A 21,531-nucleotide genomic window follows, 5' to 3' on the forward strand; every position below is an offset into this window, starting at 1 on the left:
GAGTAGAGATGACACCACTATTAGTGGGTCACCATCAGTTTCTTAAATTCATAATCAGATTTCTCTCCCCTGATAGACATATAGTACAACCCGCTTGGAAATCTAGTTGTTTCCAAACTAAAGCCCTCTTTGCCAGCTCTAATCTCACCTTGGTCAAATACTCTTCCTGATTGATCAAATACCGTCCATCTCATATCTTCTTGGATCAAATGATCGAAGAGAATAAACACTTCATGATCTGTTGGATTTGGATACATACTAAAATCCTTGGGTGTGAGTAGTTCCTCTGCATCAGTAATAATCGACGAGTTCTTAGTACCTACAAAGGTATGCGTATTGTCAACCTTCACCGACTGATAGATTTCTTTGGTCTGACTGTTTTGGATAAAAATGATAGCGGACAACTCTGCGTCATCACTGATATTAGCCAAATCCCATGAAACTGGCAACTCGCTCACTTCTCCAAAAACCAATGACTCGCCTTTGGATAGTTCCTCTGTCAGTTTCACATACTTACCCGACCCTGATGGAAGCAACTTTCTCATCACATTACCAAATCCTGCTACACCACCAACAGATCTAACAACAGTATCTTCCATAATCACTGCATAAGCTCTAAACTCCGTGCCTGCTGCAAAGTCTTGATTAGCCTTAAATGCTATCGTTCCTTTCACTTGTGTAGCTGTAGCTGAAGGATCAGCAGTCAATACAATTTCAAAACCTGGATCCCTTAATGCCCTCAAGTTCAAATCATTCTCTGTCCAAGTCAGATCCCCAGACTTAGCTGATACACTTGTTCCTCCCAGCTGACCATCCAAAATGGAAGTCACCTGATCTACATTATAGTATATTGATCTAGCACTCGGCCCTGAAGGGTTTACCGAATTAAAAGGATCCAATACACCAAAATCTGAGTGATAAGCAAGTACAACTTCATCTCGACTTGCTACACCGCTAGAAGGGAGTATACTTTGTATAGCACTCTTAAGGCTAGCAGTAGCAGCATTCAGTGCCGCTCCATCTGCTTCATCTGACACACTTACAAATTGTTCGATCATTACGTTTTTGGATCTATCAAGGATTGCAAAATCATCCAAAGCAAACCCGAAGTATCCATCTTTGGCTTGTTCTGTACCCGAGATAGCAAACCTAAATCTAACATGATCTCGTTCAGCAACAGGAATATTATCCAATCTATGTCTTGCGCTTACCCATTCAGGGTTAGACACGGAACCTGACCAGCCCATGGCAGTCAATGCTCCATATGAAGAAGATTGCTGTCCTGGATCAGACTGTACGTTGTCAAAATTATACCATTCTAATCCTGTTGTGATTCCATTATCTGTACTATAAGACCCTAACGGCACCCAAGATTCTCCTTCATCTAGGGAGTATTGGAAAACTACCCCATCTTGATTCACAGCAAAATCATAAATCATATTGAATTGAACCATTGGTTTACTCAATCCACTAAGATCAAATGCAGGTGTATACAACCATGAATCTTCACCTGAGAGGTAATGATAATTGAGAGAATCGTAAGTTGGGTTGGTACTGATATCATCAAATCGAGTGGTAGACCAAGCCCCTAAAGCAGATGATGCCAAATCACCTGTACTCTGTCCATCTGTTAGACCAAGCCCTTCTAGATCCAAACCTCCCCATACCCAACTATGATCTCTCACAGTAAGTGTACCTACTTCTGCAAATTCCACAATTGATAGTGCATCATCTTTCAATCTTTCGACATACCATCCATCAGTATCTGGATTAAAATCCCCTACATCGAATGATTCTTCATATTTAGCCTCAGGCAATGAAGCTACATCAATCAATGGAATAATATTTACCTCATGAAACAACGTATCGTAACATATATTGGTAGACTCTAAAGTCAAAGCGACATCGTATCTACCTGCTGTAGGAAATGTGTGGGTAAACGGATCGAACACATCTAAACCATCTTCTTTCAGTCCACTTTGTGCTACAGGTGTAAGTGGCGTATAAACTGCCCCACTATCATAAGAAACAGCATATCGAGATATCTGTGCAAGGCTCAACAATGTTTCTCTGAAAATAAATTCAGTTGATTCACCTGCTGTCACTCCTTTCCATTTAAAAGAAATACTAGGATCAATCAATATACTTACCTTTTTCTGAGTGTACAGTTCATCAACTTCTGACTCACAACCTAATTCAGTACGGGCTGTGAGAATAGCAGCAAAGGTACCTGTCTCCTCTCCTTGAAGGTCAAAAGTTTCATCTACATCCTCACCAAAATCAGTAGTTGATCCATATGGATCTGACAGGTTGGGTACTCCTGCAGCATTCGCATAATAGTACCTCCAGCTTAATGCCAAATTGTTGCCTGTAGCTACCGCATCATCACTTAAAACATATGGAGAAGTAGCTGGAAATCTCAACTCGGCATGGAACTGTACATCTGGGTCAATACACCCTCCATCTACTTCAAACTGAACTTCTGGAAGCACATCCACCGTAACTGTTTTTATTATAGAATTAACACAACCTCCTGTAGTAGTAGTGAATTCATATTCAATATCAAAAGCATGATTTAGTAATGTATTATCTGCCAATTCGATAGCCTCCCCTAATTCTCCTGGAAAGATAGTCGTAGAAGCACCTGATCCGATAGGCCCTGCACTAATTGCTCCTACAATACTGTAAGAACCCGTCCCCCCTATTCCACCAGCAACTACGCCATTTATTAAGAAATCATCTTCGCTTTCACAAATTTGTATTGCTCCATCAGCAGATAATGTATGATCATTAGCATCTACTAAAGTACTATTGGTAATATCTACATATGGCAATCCATGCACAGTGATCGTCTTTGTAATCTCACTAGAACAAGCGATAGGCGCATAAGTGTCTACTGGTGTATAAGTATGTGTATAAGTGTAAGTAATATCATGAGTGGTGGCTGTTCCATATACACCTTGCCCAGCGGCAAGAGCTGCTGCATTAGGATCAAACTGCCCCAAATCAGCACTTTCGGTAAGCCCTCCTGTACTAATCAGCCATGAATCATTTCCTCCAGTGTAGTTCACACCTCCCTCCTTACCTTGAAGTTGTACCACTCCATTGTCATTACAATACTGTGCAGTAAAATCACTTACAGTTCCAAAATCCACAAAGTCAACTACAGGAACTTCGTTCACTATAATATCTATTGGATAGGATGGGCTTTCGCAAAGACCATCGGTAACCTGAGTGATATAGATTCTAGTTGAATCAGCAACATTAATATCAGCATCTGACCTGTTGGCTATTTCACTAAAATTGAATACATCACTGAATACCATTGCAGGGGTTGTTGAATTGGATGATTGCAAAAATGGAGTCAACGTCAGTCCGTTAGGGTTGGTTGAATACCATCTAAATTGAGTGATACTATCTGTACTCGTTGTATAAGTATCTAACTGAATCGTTTCTAACGATACATCTTGACTTCTACAATAACTGAATACACCCTTTCCATTGGCGTTAACGCCATCATTAACTTCATTTATTGTAATTGCACTTGGCTGCGGATAAACAGTAATTTCTACTGGTGTCCAGCCTGCAGTAGGACAACCTACAAAACCAGATTCCTCATTAGTCCCTGTATACCCACGAACATGGAAGAGCTGCACATCTTTGCCTGTACCTCCCCAGCCAGCACTTGGATAAACCAATTCTGCTTTAGTTGCACGGCTACCATCAGGTACTGCTGTAGGTATAACCACGCCAGGAGTACCGACATTATCCTCTGCCCATTCATAGATGATATCTTGCAAATTAGGAGTCTCAATTTGTGGTAACTCTGCACCAACACAGAACTTATAAGTATCATCATTGCCAATACCCGCAAAGTCCGAAATAATAGGGTCTGCAGGTATACTATGCAACACAAACGAAACCTCTGTGGTATCGCTATAGGTACCTGCAAATTGTGCAGCAGGATCTAAGAACGTACTGTCATTTTGAACATGCACAATATAGAAGGTAATATCAGTATCCAATGCACCTGCATAACCAAACATGGCAGGTGTAATCGTATTAACAGTCACGTCCGATCTAGTATCTTGAGCTTCATTCAACAAGAAGAAATAAGACCGTGTATCACTGATATTATTAGTCAATACTACATTATCTAGTGTTTCTCCTTCACAATACTCATAGATATACCTATTGCCACTGAGTTTTGTAGTTGCAGTCAAAGCACTGGCATCAATGATCGGTGCTGCAGCAGAATTATACACCTTCATGTTGACTATTCTCACATTGGATTGACAACCTGCAAAACCAGAGCTATTGATGTCTACATCCTGCGTACGTGTGAAGTAGAAATTCTTGTTGATTCCACCATTTGGCGTAGAGGTATTGAATAAAGTAAGTGAATCCAATATAGATCCATTCGTTCCTTCGCTAATAAACTCTCCAGATTTATCGGCATTGTTGTACCACCTTACTACTTCCGAACCTGCCTGCTCTGCAGTCAAATCAGGAATGGTGTCTCCTTCATTAAATTCGAGGGCATAATTATCAGGGAACCCATGACCATAATCGAGTCCTCCAATACCACTCAAATCCGTAAGTAATAAAGGAGCTGTAGGTTTCGCCAAAATTTCAAAAACAGCCGTATCTAATACCGCACAGCCTGGAGAACCTATCACTGGATCATCTGATACCTTAGAGGATGCGATCAACCTATAATTCCCTAAACCATGCGCGTTGAAAATTTCTGAAATTTCTAATAGATTGTCTGCTTCGACTCCATTATCATAAGGATTGGCTCCTTGTAGATTCCAATTGACTCCGTCAAATTTCTCAATATAATAGTTGTCTACGGTTCGACCTGCAACACCATTCACTGAAGCTGCTATAGTTATGTCGCTACCATCTGCGCAGGCATATTCTGGCACGTTGGTGATTTCAAATGTAGGCAAAGGATAAACAGTAAATACCTGCGTACCTAATACGGTGAAATTACTTGGCCCTGCCTCAGCCACTTGCCTCTGAAGTGTCACTTTCACAGCCCCATTAGTCTCCTTATCTATATCTGTGATTCCAAACACAGCATTCGCGTCAAAATCCCAACCTGTATTATTCCCCAATCCTGGCGTACCATCAATCACATCTGCAGTGATGTCTGTCACGATGCCATTTACATAAGCAGTAGCCAAAACTTGATACACTTGCTGTGTACCACTCATTCCTCCTGTTTCCATCACTAATGCTATATCACTTGCATCTTCACAATGATCAGGAGTAGGACTATTACTAAAAATAGCTACCGCTTGGTTCACTACAATATCAAATGAAGTAGTATCTGAACACCCTGTAGTATTGTCTTTCAAGATATATCTAATAGGGAAAGTACCATCTCCTGCCAAACTCGGATTGAATTCGATAGTTGCTGGATCACCTGAATAATCTCCATTACTCAGAGCGGTACCTGCAAATAATGGCGTAAAACCTGTTACATTTCCATGACCTTGGAATTCCTTGCCATCAGTATCGTTATCTGTAAAAGCCAATCCATTGACTGCCGTCATGGAAACATCTATTCGTGGGTCAATTCTTACATTCACAGCCCCTTGTACTAATGACTCACATTGATTATTATCTATTACATCTAGGGTATATGGGTAGTTTTCTACTCCAAATCCAACATCGTCTGTATTTTGTGGCGCATTAAATTTCGGATTAGGTGATGATACAGGAACATTAGTACCTGCCCAAATAAATGTATAACCTGTCAAACCAGCATTACCTGGTTTACCCAATTCAATTTGTTCAAAGCTACATACGTTGCCTAAGCCTCCAATTTCTTCATCTAAATTACTACCTGCTAGCACTTGAGCATCTGGTGCAGGAAGGATAGTCACCGTGACTGGAGTCAACTGGCTCTCACATCCTGTGGCATTGATCGTTTGAGACACATATACTGTCTGTGTACCTGCCACACCACTTGCAAATCCTAATTCTGCAAAAGTAGGTGCATTAATGTCTGTGAAAGTCAACATCTCACCTGTATAGTCTCCATTGGCATACCAGTGTGTGGTATGACTAGCTGCTGGTGTGATGGCTACATCAAAATCCACTTCTTTATTTCCCGAAGCAGCTGTACCATTATCCCCTTCACAAATCGTCACGTTGGTCTGTAAAACACCTGGCAGCTCAACTTTATCGCTTTGCATATTGATATGCACCTGTCCGTGATAGACCTCGTTACCAAACTGAACTGCTGTACCACCAGACCTGTACATAGGCATATTTGTAGCAAATTCTGAAGTACCTGTAATGCCTATTGATAAGCCTGCAATTTCAATTTGATCTATAGCAGTAACCCCATCTACAGTATAAGTCAATCGCAACGTTTGGTCACTATTGATATAAGCATGAGATATTGCTGAGATATCACCTGCAACTGTACCTCCAAAGGTTGGAGTTACCGTATTGTCAAAGTAGAACCCATTGGTCAAACTGACTTCGTAAGTTACATCCGTACCTATTCCAAAATCATCAACATTACTCTCATCAATCAATATACTTGAACCTAGTACAACTGGGTCTTGCCCCACACAAGCGGTAATAGTACCTGTCACGGCAGTAACTTCCACTCCACTTTGTGTAGTAAATTGCCAGTCACCCGCCACAGCACCCTCGAAGAAAAGATTAGACCCATCTCTAAATGCATCTGATGAAATCAACACTGTATGTAGATCATCTGTATCTAAATCTTGAGGAATATCAATCGTAATCACATTGGTACCAGATCCAGATACTAAAGATCCATTGTTGACATTGATTACTTGAGTCCTACTCCCATCAAAGTTCTGTACAGTTACTGTACCTGCTCCTGTAGTAACTGGTTCATCAAAAGTCAATACCAAATCTGTATCAATGGCATAAGTAGTAGGTGTCACTTTTTGAGTAATTCCGTCAATCGTAGCATTGGCACCACTAGTAGCACCAATGATTGAATTGCTGACGATAAAATTAGCCACTTGATAAGTATAAGAAACGGTAAGTACAGCACCTGAATTGGCTATCACAGTACCTATAGCACCATTGGATGTTACTGCTTCTCCTATAACAAAACTTCCAGTCAAACCTGAATAGGCAATATCATATTCTGCTACTGCTGGCGACAAATCCACTAAGTTTGGATTGTTTTCAGGAGAATTTGGTTCCGCTGTGGTTTTGAAATTCCAAGTTGTACTATTCACAATACCTGCAAATAGATTTCCATCCGCATCTACAAACGCGTTAGGATCAATCAATAAATGATAAGCAGTATTACCCGAAAGGGCTACTGTATAAGTTACTCTAGATCCATTTAATCCAGGCACCATGTTATTTATCGTGCCTGAGTTAGCTGGGATCGTAGTCACCACTTCGTTGGTAGCAGTTACTACAATCTGAATACTTTCAATACCTGCTGACGCGGTCACCCTTTCAGTAAAATCAATTTGCAATGAATTAGTAGTATAGTCAACTAACAAATCATCATCTGCAGGTGTTTTAGAGAAAATAGTCGGTGCGATGGCATCTCCTGTAGTGATGATGTTCCAGGTTGTATTATCCCCATACAATGCGTTACCCAATGGGGCTCCATCTTCATCAAGGAAAGCATTAGCTTCAAGAGTGAAATAATACTCTACTCCTCCTGTCAGTTCTTTTCCTACTAAATCAGAAATATCATAAGTAAAAGTCGTGTTTCCTGAGACTACAACTGGGGTTGCACTATTTACTGCTATCGCATGTGCCAAGTGATCATTGTCTAAATAATAAATATTGATATACTTCCCTGCTTGTGGCGAAACCAGTTCGTCAAACACTAAGAATATTTCATCATTTGACCCTGTTACATCGATCGGTGAAACCGGAGTAGCTGCATCGTCTGCTGGCAATATAAGTCCTGTCAAAAGTGATGGGTTAATCAAATCATCATTGGTTGTGAATTTCCATCTTCCAGAAACGGGAGACTGTGCGTATCCTTCAAAAGCATTATCAACCGCAGTCGTAACATCAGTAATCGCACCATTATCTACTGTAATGTAATATCCCGTACCTCCAGAAGGCAAATCCAACTCAAAGCTGAGACTGCTTGCAGATATATAATTAAAATCATCAACGACAACATTGAACGTTCCATTACCATTGCTTTTTACGATTAGATAACCGTCCATAGCTTCTGTCATGACTTCGCTAAATGTAGCATATGTAGTACTGCTTGTATTAACTGCCGTGCCCAACTGAGTAGTCAAAGCCACACCATCTGTAGAGTACCATACTTCAAACTCACAAGCGCCAACTCCTGCAGAACGATAGGATAACTCAACACCCGTGATGTCTTTTATAAATGGCGTCACCAAGTTATTATTATTGGCAGAGCCAATACTAATGGCATTTCCTACTCCACCTACAGCCAAAGTGGATCCAGCTAGTGCTGCACTATTAGCCGTCCAAGAGCCTGTTACGAAATCTAACCCGCCATCATTAATATCAAAATCTTCTGGCACATGGTTTACAGAATTGACCTGTGTAGTCACATCTAAAGTAGCAATCGGTGCTACATCTGCATCCGTATAGTACAATTTAACTGCGCCAGCACCCCATTGTACAGGTTCGTCAAACGACATAACAAATGTTCTGGCATCCTGCGCATCCACTGCAGTGTTAAGTGGCACATTCAATACAACGACCTCAGGTACTTTGGTATCCAATAAGGTAGTAAACTCCCATACACCCGCTCCTCCTATGGGACTAAGCGTAGGGTTGCCCGAGTTATCCTCAATGGCTCCTGCAGGGATTTCCACATAATAAGTGGTGTTATAATCAAATGTTACATTATTGATTTCAATGGTTTTTCCTAGATAATCTATAGAGAAGTCTGTAGCATCCAGCACCAAGAACTCTTCGTTATTAGTAACATCATAGATCGTAATACTTTGTCCGTCTACTCCATTGACAGGCTCTGTCATTTTGAAGCTAATATTTGGAGTCAAAGTAAGAGTGGTAGATCCATCATTAGGCAAGAAATAATCAGTAGCTGCCAAGTCCAATTCTGGAAAGGTAGCAACCGCTTCCGCCCCTGTGGTGAAATTCCACTGATTAGCAGTAAGTATTCCTGCAAAGTCATTGCCTGAAAAATCTTCCAGTGCTCCTGCTGATATACGGACATTATATCCTGTCAAACCTGACAAAGCATTGGTACGATTGAGTCTCAATAAATTTCCAGACAGCGTCAAAGTACCTGCTGGGTAAGTCATATCTGTGTGATCAGGGTCAAGGTCTGTAGTCACGTCCCATTGCTCTACGATCTCACCCGAAGCAGATAAATACAAAGTAACCGTACCAGATGGCCCAAATACTACAGGCTCATTGAAGCGAATACCAATATTCACATCTGTACTCACATCACTTGAATTATCTGCAGGCTGTCTTTCAGCAATTCCAGGAGGGGTTAATTCATTTTGCGTGGTAAATGCATAAGTAGCACTTCCTGTAAAACCGTTTGTTGGATTACCCAATAAGTCTTCTACAGCTCCAGGCTGAATTTCAAGATAATACTCCACTTGTCCTGACAAGTCTCCTACTGCTGAAATGTCAATTTCTAATTGATCCCCGTTATAGGTAAGTTTAGGACTGTTTGCTCCAAATGATAAGATCTGGATATCTGGGTTCGTCACTGCATTCAGTCTGATATTGCCACTACCTGCTTGAATAGGCTCGTCAAATTTAATAATGAGTGTACCTACCCCTAGCAATACATCCGTTTCGCCATTGTATGGAGATGAATTTCCTACTGTCAAATCAGGCACTGGTCCTATCACATCTGTAGTGGTCACAGTAGTAAAAGAGATTACTTCATTACCTACATCTGTAAAATCATCACCATCTGCATCGAAGGCTTCTCCATTATCTACAGCTGTCAAAGCCGTTTCTGGAATAGTTACAGTAATTGTTTCATTAGAATCAAAACTTCCTTGTGGATTGATCACAATCGTATTGGTACCATACCCTGATACAACTAGGTTGCTACCTCCGTCTTCGCCTGATGTAGCATCAATGGTTATATTGGTAGAACCATCTCCTACTAGTGTAATGCTTCCCGTTCCGTAAGTCACCTCTTCATCAAAAACAATAGTAATATTAGAATTTCTTGACACTGAACCTACTCCTGTAGCGGGTGTAGTAGTAGCTACTACTGGCTTACCATCTTTGGTCGTAAAACTCCAAGTACCTGCTCCTGAAATTCCTGCAAACTTATTTCCACCTGCATCTTGGAAGGCAGTATTGTCTATCGTTACAAAATAGGTTTTGTTTTTATCCAAAAGACTAGCCAAAGATACTGTGACGGTATTTTTATCCACCCCTACTTTGAGGACGTTGCTGACACTGATAGTTTCAATGGTAGTGGATATATCATTGAGATCATAAATCTTGATATTGCCTACACTAGCTGTTATATTTTCTGAAAACACCATTTTGAGTTCATCTACTGCCAAAGCAGCCGATTCCCCATTAGATGGACTTAGGTTGTTTACAAAATCAGAGTCTTTGATAATCGGCTTACGTGTGTCTATGACTGTAGCTGTCTGTGTGACAAATTGAGCAGAGAGTACTCCTGGCTCTGTCTCTGTGACCGTCACATCATAAGCGCCAGGGGCTCTCATAATAATATTTGTGGTGTAATACCCACCAACCAAAGAAGCTGTGATATCCCCTGATTCTATAGTACCTACATCTGTACTGATAGTCAAATTAGATGCAGCTGCATAATCTGTATCAATATTGCCAAATTGATCTGCTGCACCTACAGTAACTTCAATACCATCTTCGCGCTGTGAAATATAAGCTGTAGGGTCGCCAATTGCCACTAATTGCGTGACCGCTCCCGCTTGTAGATTGACCAACGGACTGGTTATGGTATTAACAACAAAACCACTATTACCTGGTACTGCATTGAAACTAGTTTCAGAAATTACAAATTCTAAATCTTCGTTGTCGATCACAAGGCTATCAGCAAGCATATCTGTACGAAGATAGATTGACAACGTAAAAGTCTTTGTATCCCCTTCGTCTACTCTACCCAATGCATTGTTGCCCGTTCCTATCGAACTAAACACAAGACTATTCGCAGAAACTGTGCCTGCCAAAGCTGAGGCAGGGCCTGAAGCATTGTCGTCATCCAATTCTGCATAGGCAATGATTTCATCCCAATTGGAAATGCCGCTACCGTTAGCAATGGTCAACCCATCAAACTTGGTATCCAACCCATCGTCTCCTGCATCAGTAATAACAAAATCCCAAACACCTAGCAAAGTGGTATTTACATCATTATGGTTATCTGCATCTACTACGATACCTGTCAATACACCATTAGATATGGTAGTGGTAGTCCCAGGGTTTACTACAGCTAAAGAGGCTGTAGTATAGGAGCCATCCGCATCGCTCATTAAATCACTAGTCAACAATGCGCCATCATCTACTACGGCCAAATCTAAAGTACCATGGGTTGCATTATATTCTAAATCTGCAAAAGTGAACGTACCATTAATTAAAGTTCTACTTAATCCTCCTGCAGAAGATAAAGTACCAGTTGCCACTGAGTTTTCAGAAATAGTGACATCAGATACGTCATCAGTATCTATGTTGCCATATGCATCCTGAGCCTCTACTGTGAGGCTAAATGCTGCGTCTATTCCTACCGTAGATGCAGGTCCATTTGTAAACTCTAGTCGATCGGCCACTACATCAAGTGCTTGTTCTCCACCTGATACATCAATAAAAGTAGCACCCGGAGTGATCGTTGCAAATCCAGAGCCTGTGTTCACTGCAGATGCAGAAGTAAGAGACACACCCACATTCAAGGATTGGTCGGTATACGGTGCTATATCATTGAACACTGCATACACTCTAAATGTAATCGAGGTCGCATTATTTACAGCAGTAATGTTTTCAGCGGACAACCCTGTAAACACGGCTTCATTATTGCCAGCGCCAGACAAAGTAACTTCGGCGTACTCTGTATCACCAGCAGCGTTATACAAGGCCACAGAGGCTATTTCCATACTGGTAAGATTTTCTATTTGTAAAGTGATGTCTTCTAAGGTAGTGCCAAGAGCATCTCCATCGTCTGAGCCTCCACCATCTCTGATGGTAAATTCACCAATAAGTGCTCCTATACCCAATCCTTCTGGATCATCTACATCAGTACCCACGTTGTCACTATAGTTTACCGCAGCAGGTGCTGTATAATTAGTCACAATATCAGAGGATTGCGCTGCAGTAAATGCAATAGTCATAGATTTAGCATCAGATAAATCTATGTCCTCAAAAGTAGCAATACCTCCTGCTATAGTAGTAGCCGCTATCTCGGTGGCGCTGACCCAAATTATATCATCATCTGATAATAAAAGCACATAATTACTTGCCGCTGCTGCAGGCCAGTTATTCGTCGCCGTCAGGTCTACTTTAATGTCCACATCCGTGATGTCTCCGACACGTTCTTGCACTTGGTATATTCTAGCCATACGTGCTATTTGACCAGAAGGCCCATTAGTAATTACACTATTGGCATAGGTCATATCAGCCCCATTGTGTCCCATTATAAGAAAAGACTGATCTGCAAGCGAAGCAAGGTTTGCAGTATTGCTTGCGGCAATTTCTTCCGCACCGATTTCAAAGAGTTTCCCTTCTCCTACATTGTAATTTTGTTTGACATTAAGGTTTGATGCATCGTCTCGGCCAATTGCGATGATGCCGTTGTCATACCCCAAACCAGATTGCCAGATTTGTGTACCTGCAGCAGACACATAGTCTCCATTGGTATAGGTAATACCATATTTCAAAGCAAGGTAGGATTCTACTTTTTGTAATTCTGTACTATTCAGTACTCGGTTATATATAATTACCTCAGCAACTTCTCCAGTCAGTAAGTTTGAAGACAAATAAGCACCTATCTGTGACGGACCTCCGTCTGTATAACTATTAGTAGACCCTGTATTAGAAGCTTCTAATGTACCATTGATGTATAACCAAGAGTCATCATCATCTCCTAGATTATCCCCTTGATATATACCAGACATCACAAGGGCATTTCCAGCTTCATCGGTTCCAGAAGAAAGAACATTATCAAAATGCCAGAAACTAGGTTCACCTGTAGCTTCATAGTATAATGCATGATTACTGCTAATCCCTGAACTCAAAACATTACTAATAGCGCCGCTAGCAGTCAATCTTGAAACTACAATTTTAGTGTAACTTCCTCCTCCTAGAATAGAACTATTATCTGACTCTAAATATTCAGTTCCTGTAAATACAAGACCTGTTTGATACCCAATAGCAGTAGATGAAACAGTTGGATCTACAACAGAAGTAAAATCCTGGCCTGTACCACTATAATCTGGCCATCCGCTACCATCTGTATAGGCATCCTCACCTCTCAGCCAAGCGACTATACCATCGCTAATACCCGCTGGACCGTTCAAACTAGTTCCTTCAACAATAAATGTAAAAGTGGGATTGTCTGGATCATTGGTATCAAAGGAAATCAATTCCGTTTGAGTACCAGCAGCAGATGGAGTAAAATCAACTGTCACGGTCGTAGAGGCTCCAGGTGCCAACGAAGCACTTCCTATGGTTACATTGTTTATTTCCACACCACCAGTACTCGGGTTACTCAATGTTAGATTTTGTAGTTCCCCACTGGTATTAAATACGTTCAGCGTCAAGGTAGTCGTTTGACCTATCGCTCCTGACATTGATATGACATTCGCTACATCGGTAGATGAATAAACTGCAGTAGCGTCTGCTGCATTCTCTACATGAATCTGTGGAGAAATAGCCCCTGAGTACACCCAGTTGGAGGTGTTGCCAAAGTTATCTGTAATGTCATTTGGCACACCCATGTCAAAACCATTGGCTGTACCATTATGATTTCCAGTTTTGTCTGCTACATTATCTATACCTGTATTGTCTGCTAAAGGTGTAGCAGCTGCATTATCAAAAGAATAATAAGCCACCAAACCTGATTCTGTACCTATCAAGGCGGTATTATCTTCATAATGAGAGAGAATAGTCCCTGCATCTAATTCTTCATTCCAAATTCGGACTTCATCCATTTGGCCATGAAACGGTTGCAACCCAGCATCCATACCCAATTCTAGCGCACTTGCGGTATTACTCATTGCAGTATATACACTTGCGTCAGGCGTTGATGCCATATTAGCACCATCAAGATAAATCACAATGTTATTGGCATCAGATGATCCGTCATAAGTAAATGCGACATGATACCACTGATTTGTATTTAATGCGACGACACCTGTTTGTGCTTCTAGGTATCCTCCCGAGCCCTCGTCAAAGAATAATACTTCAAGTTCATTTAAAGAGGTAAGTGCCAATCTATACTCACGATTCACTCCAGCACCTCTTTTATTTACAATAGATTGATAGACATCTAAACTCTTGAAATTAACCCACGCTTCAACTGAAAAAGCTTTATCAACCGAACCATCTCCAAAGCTGAGTACATCATTATCTGAAACACTCACATAATCATCCACACCATCAAAATCGAGTGCCAAATCTTGCACTGAAGCACCTGATACACCGAATACAAATGGTTGAGCAGTCGCTTCAGCAGTATTAGCTATGGTGATAGTGGTGCCTTCCGTTGCAGGTGACACACTCGGATTGTAAACAATATCAAACTGTTCAAATCCTAAACTTGCTGGAAAAGTGGGTTGGTTTTCAATATCGAAGATAGCATTCCCGGTGATCCCAGATACCGTTAGGTTATTGATCCCGAGATTTCCCATATAGAATGTTTGGCGAGCCGTTCTGGTTTCTGCCACATTACCAAACAAGGTACCAAAATCACTATCAGCCACGTCGTTATGTTCAATCACATCGACTGCTCCATCTACAAATACACTTAATTCACTTTGCGCTGCATCTAGGGCGGAAGAGGACACCCAATCCGTACCGTCCAGATCAAAGGCTGCGTCTAACGTTCCATCTAGCCCATTACCCGTAATATCTTTTAATATATTAGTTGTTCCTGCATTGTCAAAATCATAGGAAAGCACTAAACCTTCAGCTTCTCTGATGGTAATACCTGCTTCTGCTGCTATTGCCATCTCAGATTTTGCATAATCCCATAAGCGCAACTGATCCATTTGACCGTTGAAGTTATTATTCCATGAAGCTACACCGAGTCCGAGATTTAATTCATTATCTGACGCAGGTTGAAAATCTCCAACAGCAACTGCAGTACCATCTTCAACGCCATTTACATATAATCTAATATTCTGAGAAACTTCTCCTGTAACGGCCACATGATACCACTGACCCGGACTAATTACTGTGTTTCCTGTCAATGTTTTACCAGCTCCATCCCATATATAATGTTCAAATACACCGCCTGTGGTAATCGCCAATACTTGAGTAAATGCACCTCCTTCATTACCATTTTCCGTTGAATAAAATATAGTCCTATCAGAAGCTAGATCTGATACATTGATCCAAGCCTCCATAGTGTATGCTGTGACTCCAGAATTGTCATAAGGGATCTCGACATGATCACCAGTCCCATCAAAATCGAGTGCGTTTTCTACTACACCAGTAATGGCAGTATTTATTTCAAAAGAAGCATCATTGTTTGCTATGATAAATTTCTGTGTCAGGTTTGTACCTGCCAATGCCTCAAAAGTCATATCATTTCCAGCAGAGAGAACTGTTGGTAAAGTTTCTGATGTATTAACTACAGTCCAATCGCCATCGGGGGTAATAGCTGTAATCGAAAGATCGGCAAGACCTGTATTTCTAATTGTAAAGGTTTTTGCAAAACCAGCGGCTCCTATATACCCATAGTCTGTATCATTCGCTATTACTGCTTGATTAGAAGTAAGTGTTGTGGAAAGAGGGGATTCCACAGTGATTTCTGGTGTAGCACTTAAACTTACTGTAGAAGCTACCCAGTTGGATGTATTTCCTCCACCAACTGAACCATCAACGGCGAATGCATTGAGTGTTCCGTTCAAGCCATTTGAAGTGATGTCTGATAAAGTAACAGTTCCAGTATTATCTCCTCCAGGGTTAGGTCCTTCATTAAAATCGTAAGATGCGATCAGATCAGCATCTGAACCCAAACTAAAGTTTGTCATGTTGGCGGCAATTTCCGTTTGATCTCTTTGCACACTCCAAATCCGAAGTTCATCCATCGAACCATTCCAATATCTATCGGCAACTGGCCCAGATACTCCATCAAGAGCTGTCCCTAAAACCATGTCGTTTAGGTTAGTTGGCCATGCCATCACATTCGAAACATTAAAACTTTCTACACCATTTACATAGCCAATAACATTGTTACTTGAGACATCCCATGTAATAGCAATATGGTACCAAGTCGCTATTGACATAACACCGCTAAACAATTGCTCCACTTGTCCTGCATCATCATCGGCTACAAACTGCAGACCAGGGCCTGTGGTATTAGCTTCTAATCTAAACCCAGCTCCATTTATATCAGTATCTAAAACTCCTTTATTCGTCGTCAAGTCTGAAGCATTCAGCCACAACTCTATGGTTCCTTTGGGAGGCAAAGCACCTAAGCTACCTATGCTTACATAATCATCCGTACCTCCAAAATTCAATGCATTGTTCTCTACACCATTACCCGTCACACCAAAGGTATAAGCTGTGTTGTAATCGTTATTGATATTCACCTGATCGGTATATGGGTTGGCGTTGGATGGTGGTGTGAAGGTGACTGAAAAATTGGCTGACTCTCCTGGCTGCAGCGTGGTCGGAGCTAACGGACTGAGGGTATAATTAGCTCCACCAGTCATAAATGATCCAGCCGTAATTCCTAAAGGCCCTACTCCATCATTTCTGATTTCATAGATTTTGATTTTGCTATCTGAGCCAAAGGCTACATTGCCAAAATCACGACCATCGAGTGTGCTCGCGGGCACTGCCGTAGCATGATCAATGTCTTCGTCCTGATTGTTTCCTCCAGCGATGATCATCACTGGCATGGCATTATCAAATGCATCAGAGATCACCCAACTGGCCGTAGGGTCTGTAGGGAAGTTTTGAAGTGCGCCATCATTAGATCCTCTTGAATCCTTGGCGACATCAGTGTTTCCCGTTTCATTCAGTTTATAGTAGGCAAATAAACCTGATTCGGCCAAGGGATCAAGAATTTCTTTAGCTGCAAATTGTCTAATTTGATCATCCGCCTTTTTTTCAGTCCATAGTCTTACTTCATCAATCTCTCCATCAAAAAAACCAGAACTAGCACCTGCATCCCCTTGGGCTCCTATTTTTAGAACTACAGTGTTCGTGGCGAAAGCCGTACTTTCTGCAGTTTCATTTTGAAGCGCTCCATTCACATACATGCTCACTCCTGAGCCTGCGTCATTTACAATGGCTACATGATACCAAGAGCCATCGGCTACCATTGTCACAGAAGAGATGATTTTTTCTCCTGCATTATACCATATTACTTTACCTGATTTTGTAGTTAGTAGGGGTTGGTTTCCTGTACTATGTTTAGATATAATACCGCCATATGTGCCTGGTAAGGAGTTGGGTTTAATCCAAGCTTCCCAAGTAAAGTCTACTGCATTATTAAAATCAAAAGTATTCCCAATCTCTATATCATTGGCTACACCATCAAAAATTAAAGCATTTCCATCGTCACTATAAGTTAATGAAACCTGCCCTGTAGCAGGGAAATCATATTGTAGATTCCACCCTTCAGGAATATTGGTAGTGGTATAACCGCTTACAATTGTATTGGCATCGATGAAAATAATCTGATCATTATCCGCTGGTGTGTAGCTAGGGTCTATAGTGACTTGCAGTGTACCAGCAGACAAGTCGGCATCTCCTACTATTATGATTTGATCATATCCAGTACCTGATGCACAAGTCGCATCTGTACCAAATATTTCGATAATGTCTGTACCAGAAGATACATAGGCACCACCAATATTGGTACACTCAGGAGAGAACCCTGGAGAGAAGGTGCCATTGTTGGTGAAATCACCAGAGCAGGCAAACTGACCGCCAAGAAATCCGTCGTTTGTAAATATGGTTGGATTAATCAGGGTGGTGTTATTGAAATAGAGCGTACCATTATTGGTGAATGTAGCTCCTCCTGTCAACTGCAATTCATTACCTCCCAAGTCGATGGTGGCTGCACCAGTGCTAGTGACCATGAATTGATTACCATTCAATACCAAGTCTTCTGACAGCGTAAACTGGCTCTCACCATCTACTGTAATGTTGTCAGTAATACCTGTTCCAGGTGAGCCTATATTGAAAGTGTTGGATACTGTCAGCCCATTGTCTGAATTTGTATATTCCTCTTCTATACCAAAATTATCATCTGAATCTGGCAAGTCGAGCCCAAAAGTACCTACACTAGCGGTAGCGGCCACATCTGCGGTGACATACCAATATACATCTGTATCTGTATAGATACTGGCAAAATAAACACCTATAGAGCCATCAGGAATGTTTTCATCTCCAGAAAAGAGTGGGTTTGAACCTAAGAGACTCGCCGATCCAAAATCATCACTTCCTACCGATTCATAAAAATGAAAATTAGTAAAGTCTGACGGAGAAAAGGTGCCATTAGGAGTGAAGAACATACCAATCATGGTCGCCGAACCGTTGGATAAGTTGGCTTTAACCTTATAGATTAGGTTATTGGTCGATCCAGGAATCAAACCTTGAGTGGATACACTTTCCGTCTCTACGGCTAGGTGTACAGGTGCTGGTGCGGTAGTAACCGTCAATGGTTGTACACTAGAAATATTTCCAGAAAGATCTTCCGCTACAAAATACACATCGTATGTTGTACTGGCAACCAAAGAAGATATATCTATTGTATAAAAACCGTTTATTCCTGAATAAAAATTAGAATAGATGGCTGGATTATCATCACCATCCGTACCCGCTTGTATTTGTGTACCATTAGGAATGGTAGCACCTGAAGGCAGCATTACATAATTAACACTTGCTTCTTCATCTGTATATATATCAAAATTAAGATAATCATGTTTGGTCTCTAGCAAACTTACTGTCAAGGTAGGAGACGTCACGTCTACAGCTATAGTAGTTACTGTTTTTACGGTAGGTGAGGCCAATAAATTTCCTGTCAGGTCTTCTCCTACAAAATACAAATCATAAGAAAGTCCAGTAGCTAACCCACTCACCATAGTTCCACTTCCTGAGCCATTGTCTACAAGATGCCCTGCGGCCAATTGCCCTGTACCGCTACTACCAGTGCCTGCTCTTACTTCTGCAGAAGATGGTACTGCAGCACCACTGGCTAGCACTACGTAGTAAGTAGTCCCGTTCTCGGTAAGATCTGAAAAAACATCAAACCCATCTGCCACAATGTTATCGACGAGTGGGAATGTGGTCTCATAGCCAGGTTCGGTCACATCCAAAGCTTGCGCTTCGAGCAAAGAAGCACCTGTACCAAAAGTTGGTGCTCCATTCAACGTTCCTCCAAATCCATTGCCACTATCATCTGTAGCATCGCTCGCATTAAAGGTATAGTAGGCTAATAGTCCAGGATGATTAGGTTGTAGTTCTTTGTCGTAGAATGCAGCAATTTGTTGTGGCGTTTTTAGCTGATTCCATACTCTTACTTCATCAATTTCTCCATCAAAATATTGATTCAAACTTGTATTCTCTCCTATTTGCAAATCATTCGAACCAGGCGATTGACCACCATAGGTAAATGCCGCACCTGCAGCTACTCCGTCTACATACAATTGTGAACCGTTTGGCACATCATGATCAAATGAAAGAGCCACGTGATGCCAAGCTCCATCTGCTACGCTTACACCTGAGCTAAGGTATGATCCTGACCAGGTTTTTAAAACTCCATTATCCACCCACATGCCATACAAGTTGTCTTTGCCCATGATGGCATTATCTCCTGTAGCCGCATCTGAAGTTCGGATCCAAGCTTCTATGGTACCGCTTGTAATCTCAAGACTTGCATTGTCGAGGACGTTCACATATTGACTTGTACCATTCAGCGTGATGGCATTATTGGTTGTTACTGATATGGGTTGTGGCACTTCTGATGCTACGAAATTAGACGTAGCACCACCTGCAAGCCCAAAGCTATTCAAAGTGCCATTGTTATTCCCGGTTTCATCATAAAGAGTGGTCAATCCAGTATTGGTCCCATTGGCTTCTCCCTGATCGAATTTGTAGTAGGCTCTTAATGACGGGTCGCCAATCGGCGCACCTACTTCGGCATCTAATGCGATCTCGCCTTGAGATCTGACTGTAGAAAAAACGGCCATTTCATCAATTACTCCACCAAAATCTTGTTGAGTAATGTTATGATTTCCAACAATTAAAATATCACCAGCACTCCAAAGTGTACCAATGTTAGCCGAGGCAGCTTCCTCTACACCATTTACATACAAACGCATGGGTGTCCCATTGGACGCAGTAATCGCCACGTGATACCAAGTACCTGGAGTAATAACTGTTGAGCCTGTGATGGTCATAGCAGCAGATTGAGCTACATAATGATAGAATTGACCTGAGGGATTTATACCCAATTTATTGGAATGATCAGATCTCGCACTTGATTTAGAATATTCTATTACGGTTTGTTCGGCACCTATACTGGCTGGCTTTATCCAAGCTTGCATGGTATAAGTAGCACCAAAAGTCATCGGTATTTCTATATATTCATTAACCCCACTAAAATCTAAGCCATTGTTTTGTGCAGGCAATAAGGATGGGGCAGTAAGTGAAAACCCATCAGAAGCATTATCAATTCCATTATGGTCTCCTCCTGCCAAATCGATTAAATCACCACTCATAGGCAAATAGACCTCCAAGCCTGGTTCTGTACCGAAAAGCTCTCTATCTTTATAATTTGTAATTTGGGAAGCTGTTCTCGCTACATTCCAAATTCTAAAATCATCATACAAAGCATTTGCATTAGTAGCTAAATCAGCTCTATCTCCAATTTGTATCGTACCTATATTTCCTAAGCTAGCAGACCCAATACTAACATTTGCTTCAAATACTCCATCAATATATAATGTAGCTTGGCTACCATTATAGGAAACCGCAACATGGTACCACTGACCTGACACTAGGTTAGTAGTTGAGTTTCCACTCGCGACAACACTATTATTACCCATTAACACTGAAATAGGGCCTGTTCCGCTTGTGGTTAAGGCATACACATCTATTGGTGCGGGTAGATTAGTACTAGTTTTCGCAAAAATAGAATGCCCTTGATCAAGTGACAAGTCATTAAAATAGACCCATGATTCAATCGTAAATTCAGATAGATTCAAATCATATGTAACGTCTACACTGTTTGAAATACTTGATAAGTCAAGTGATTGGTTTTGAGCATCCAACTTTCCTGACCCAAACAGAAAAACAATAAGACATAAGAATAGCGTACGCAGTCCGCGTGAAGGTAAATTCTTAAACATAGCTTGAGAT

Annotated in this window: 1 protein-coding gene; it reads right to left on the minus strand. The window is 41.3% G+C overall.

Features of this window, described 5'->3' with window-relative positions:
• Window positions 1–20: 20 nt before the first annotated feature.
• Window positions 21–21,521, minus strand: a complete 21,501-nt coding sequence (locus N7E81_RS18350) for a LamG-like jellyroll fold domain-containing protein (protein ID WP_263051060.1) — start codon at window positions 21,519–21,521, stop codon at window positions 21–23.
• Window positions 21,522–21,531: the final 10 nt, after the last annotated feature.

Origin of the sequence: Reichenbachiella carrageenanivorans (genome assembly GCF_025639805.1) — a bacterium.
GTDB classification, from domain to species: Bacteria; Bacteroidota; Bacteroidia; order Cytophagales; family Cyclobacteriaceae; genus Reichenbachiella; species Reichenbachiella carrageenanivorans.

Excerpts from the sequence above, each read along its gene's own strand:
- N7E81_RS18350 (WP_263051060.1), bottom strand. The coding sequence starts at position 21,521 with ATGTTTAAGAATTTACCTTCACGCGGACTGCGTACGCTATTCTTATGT.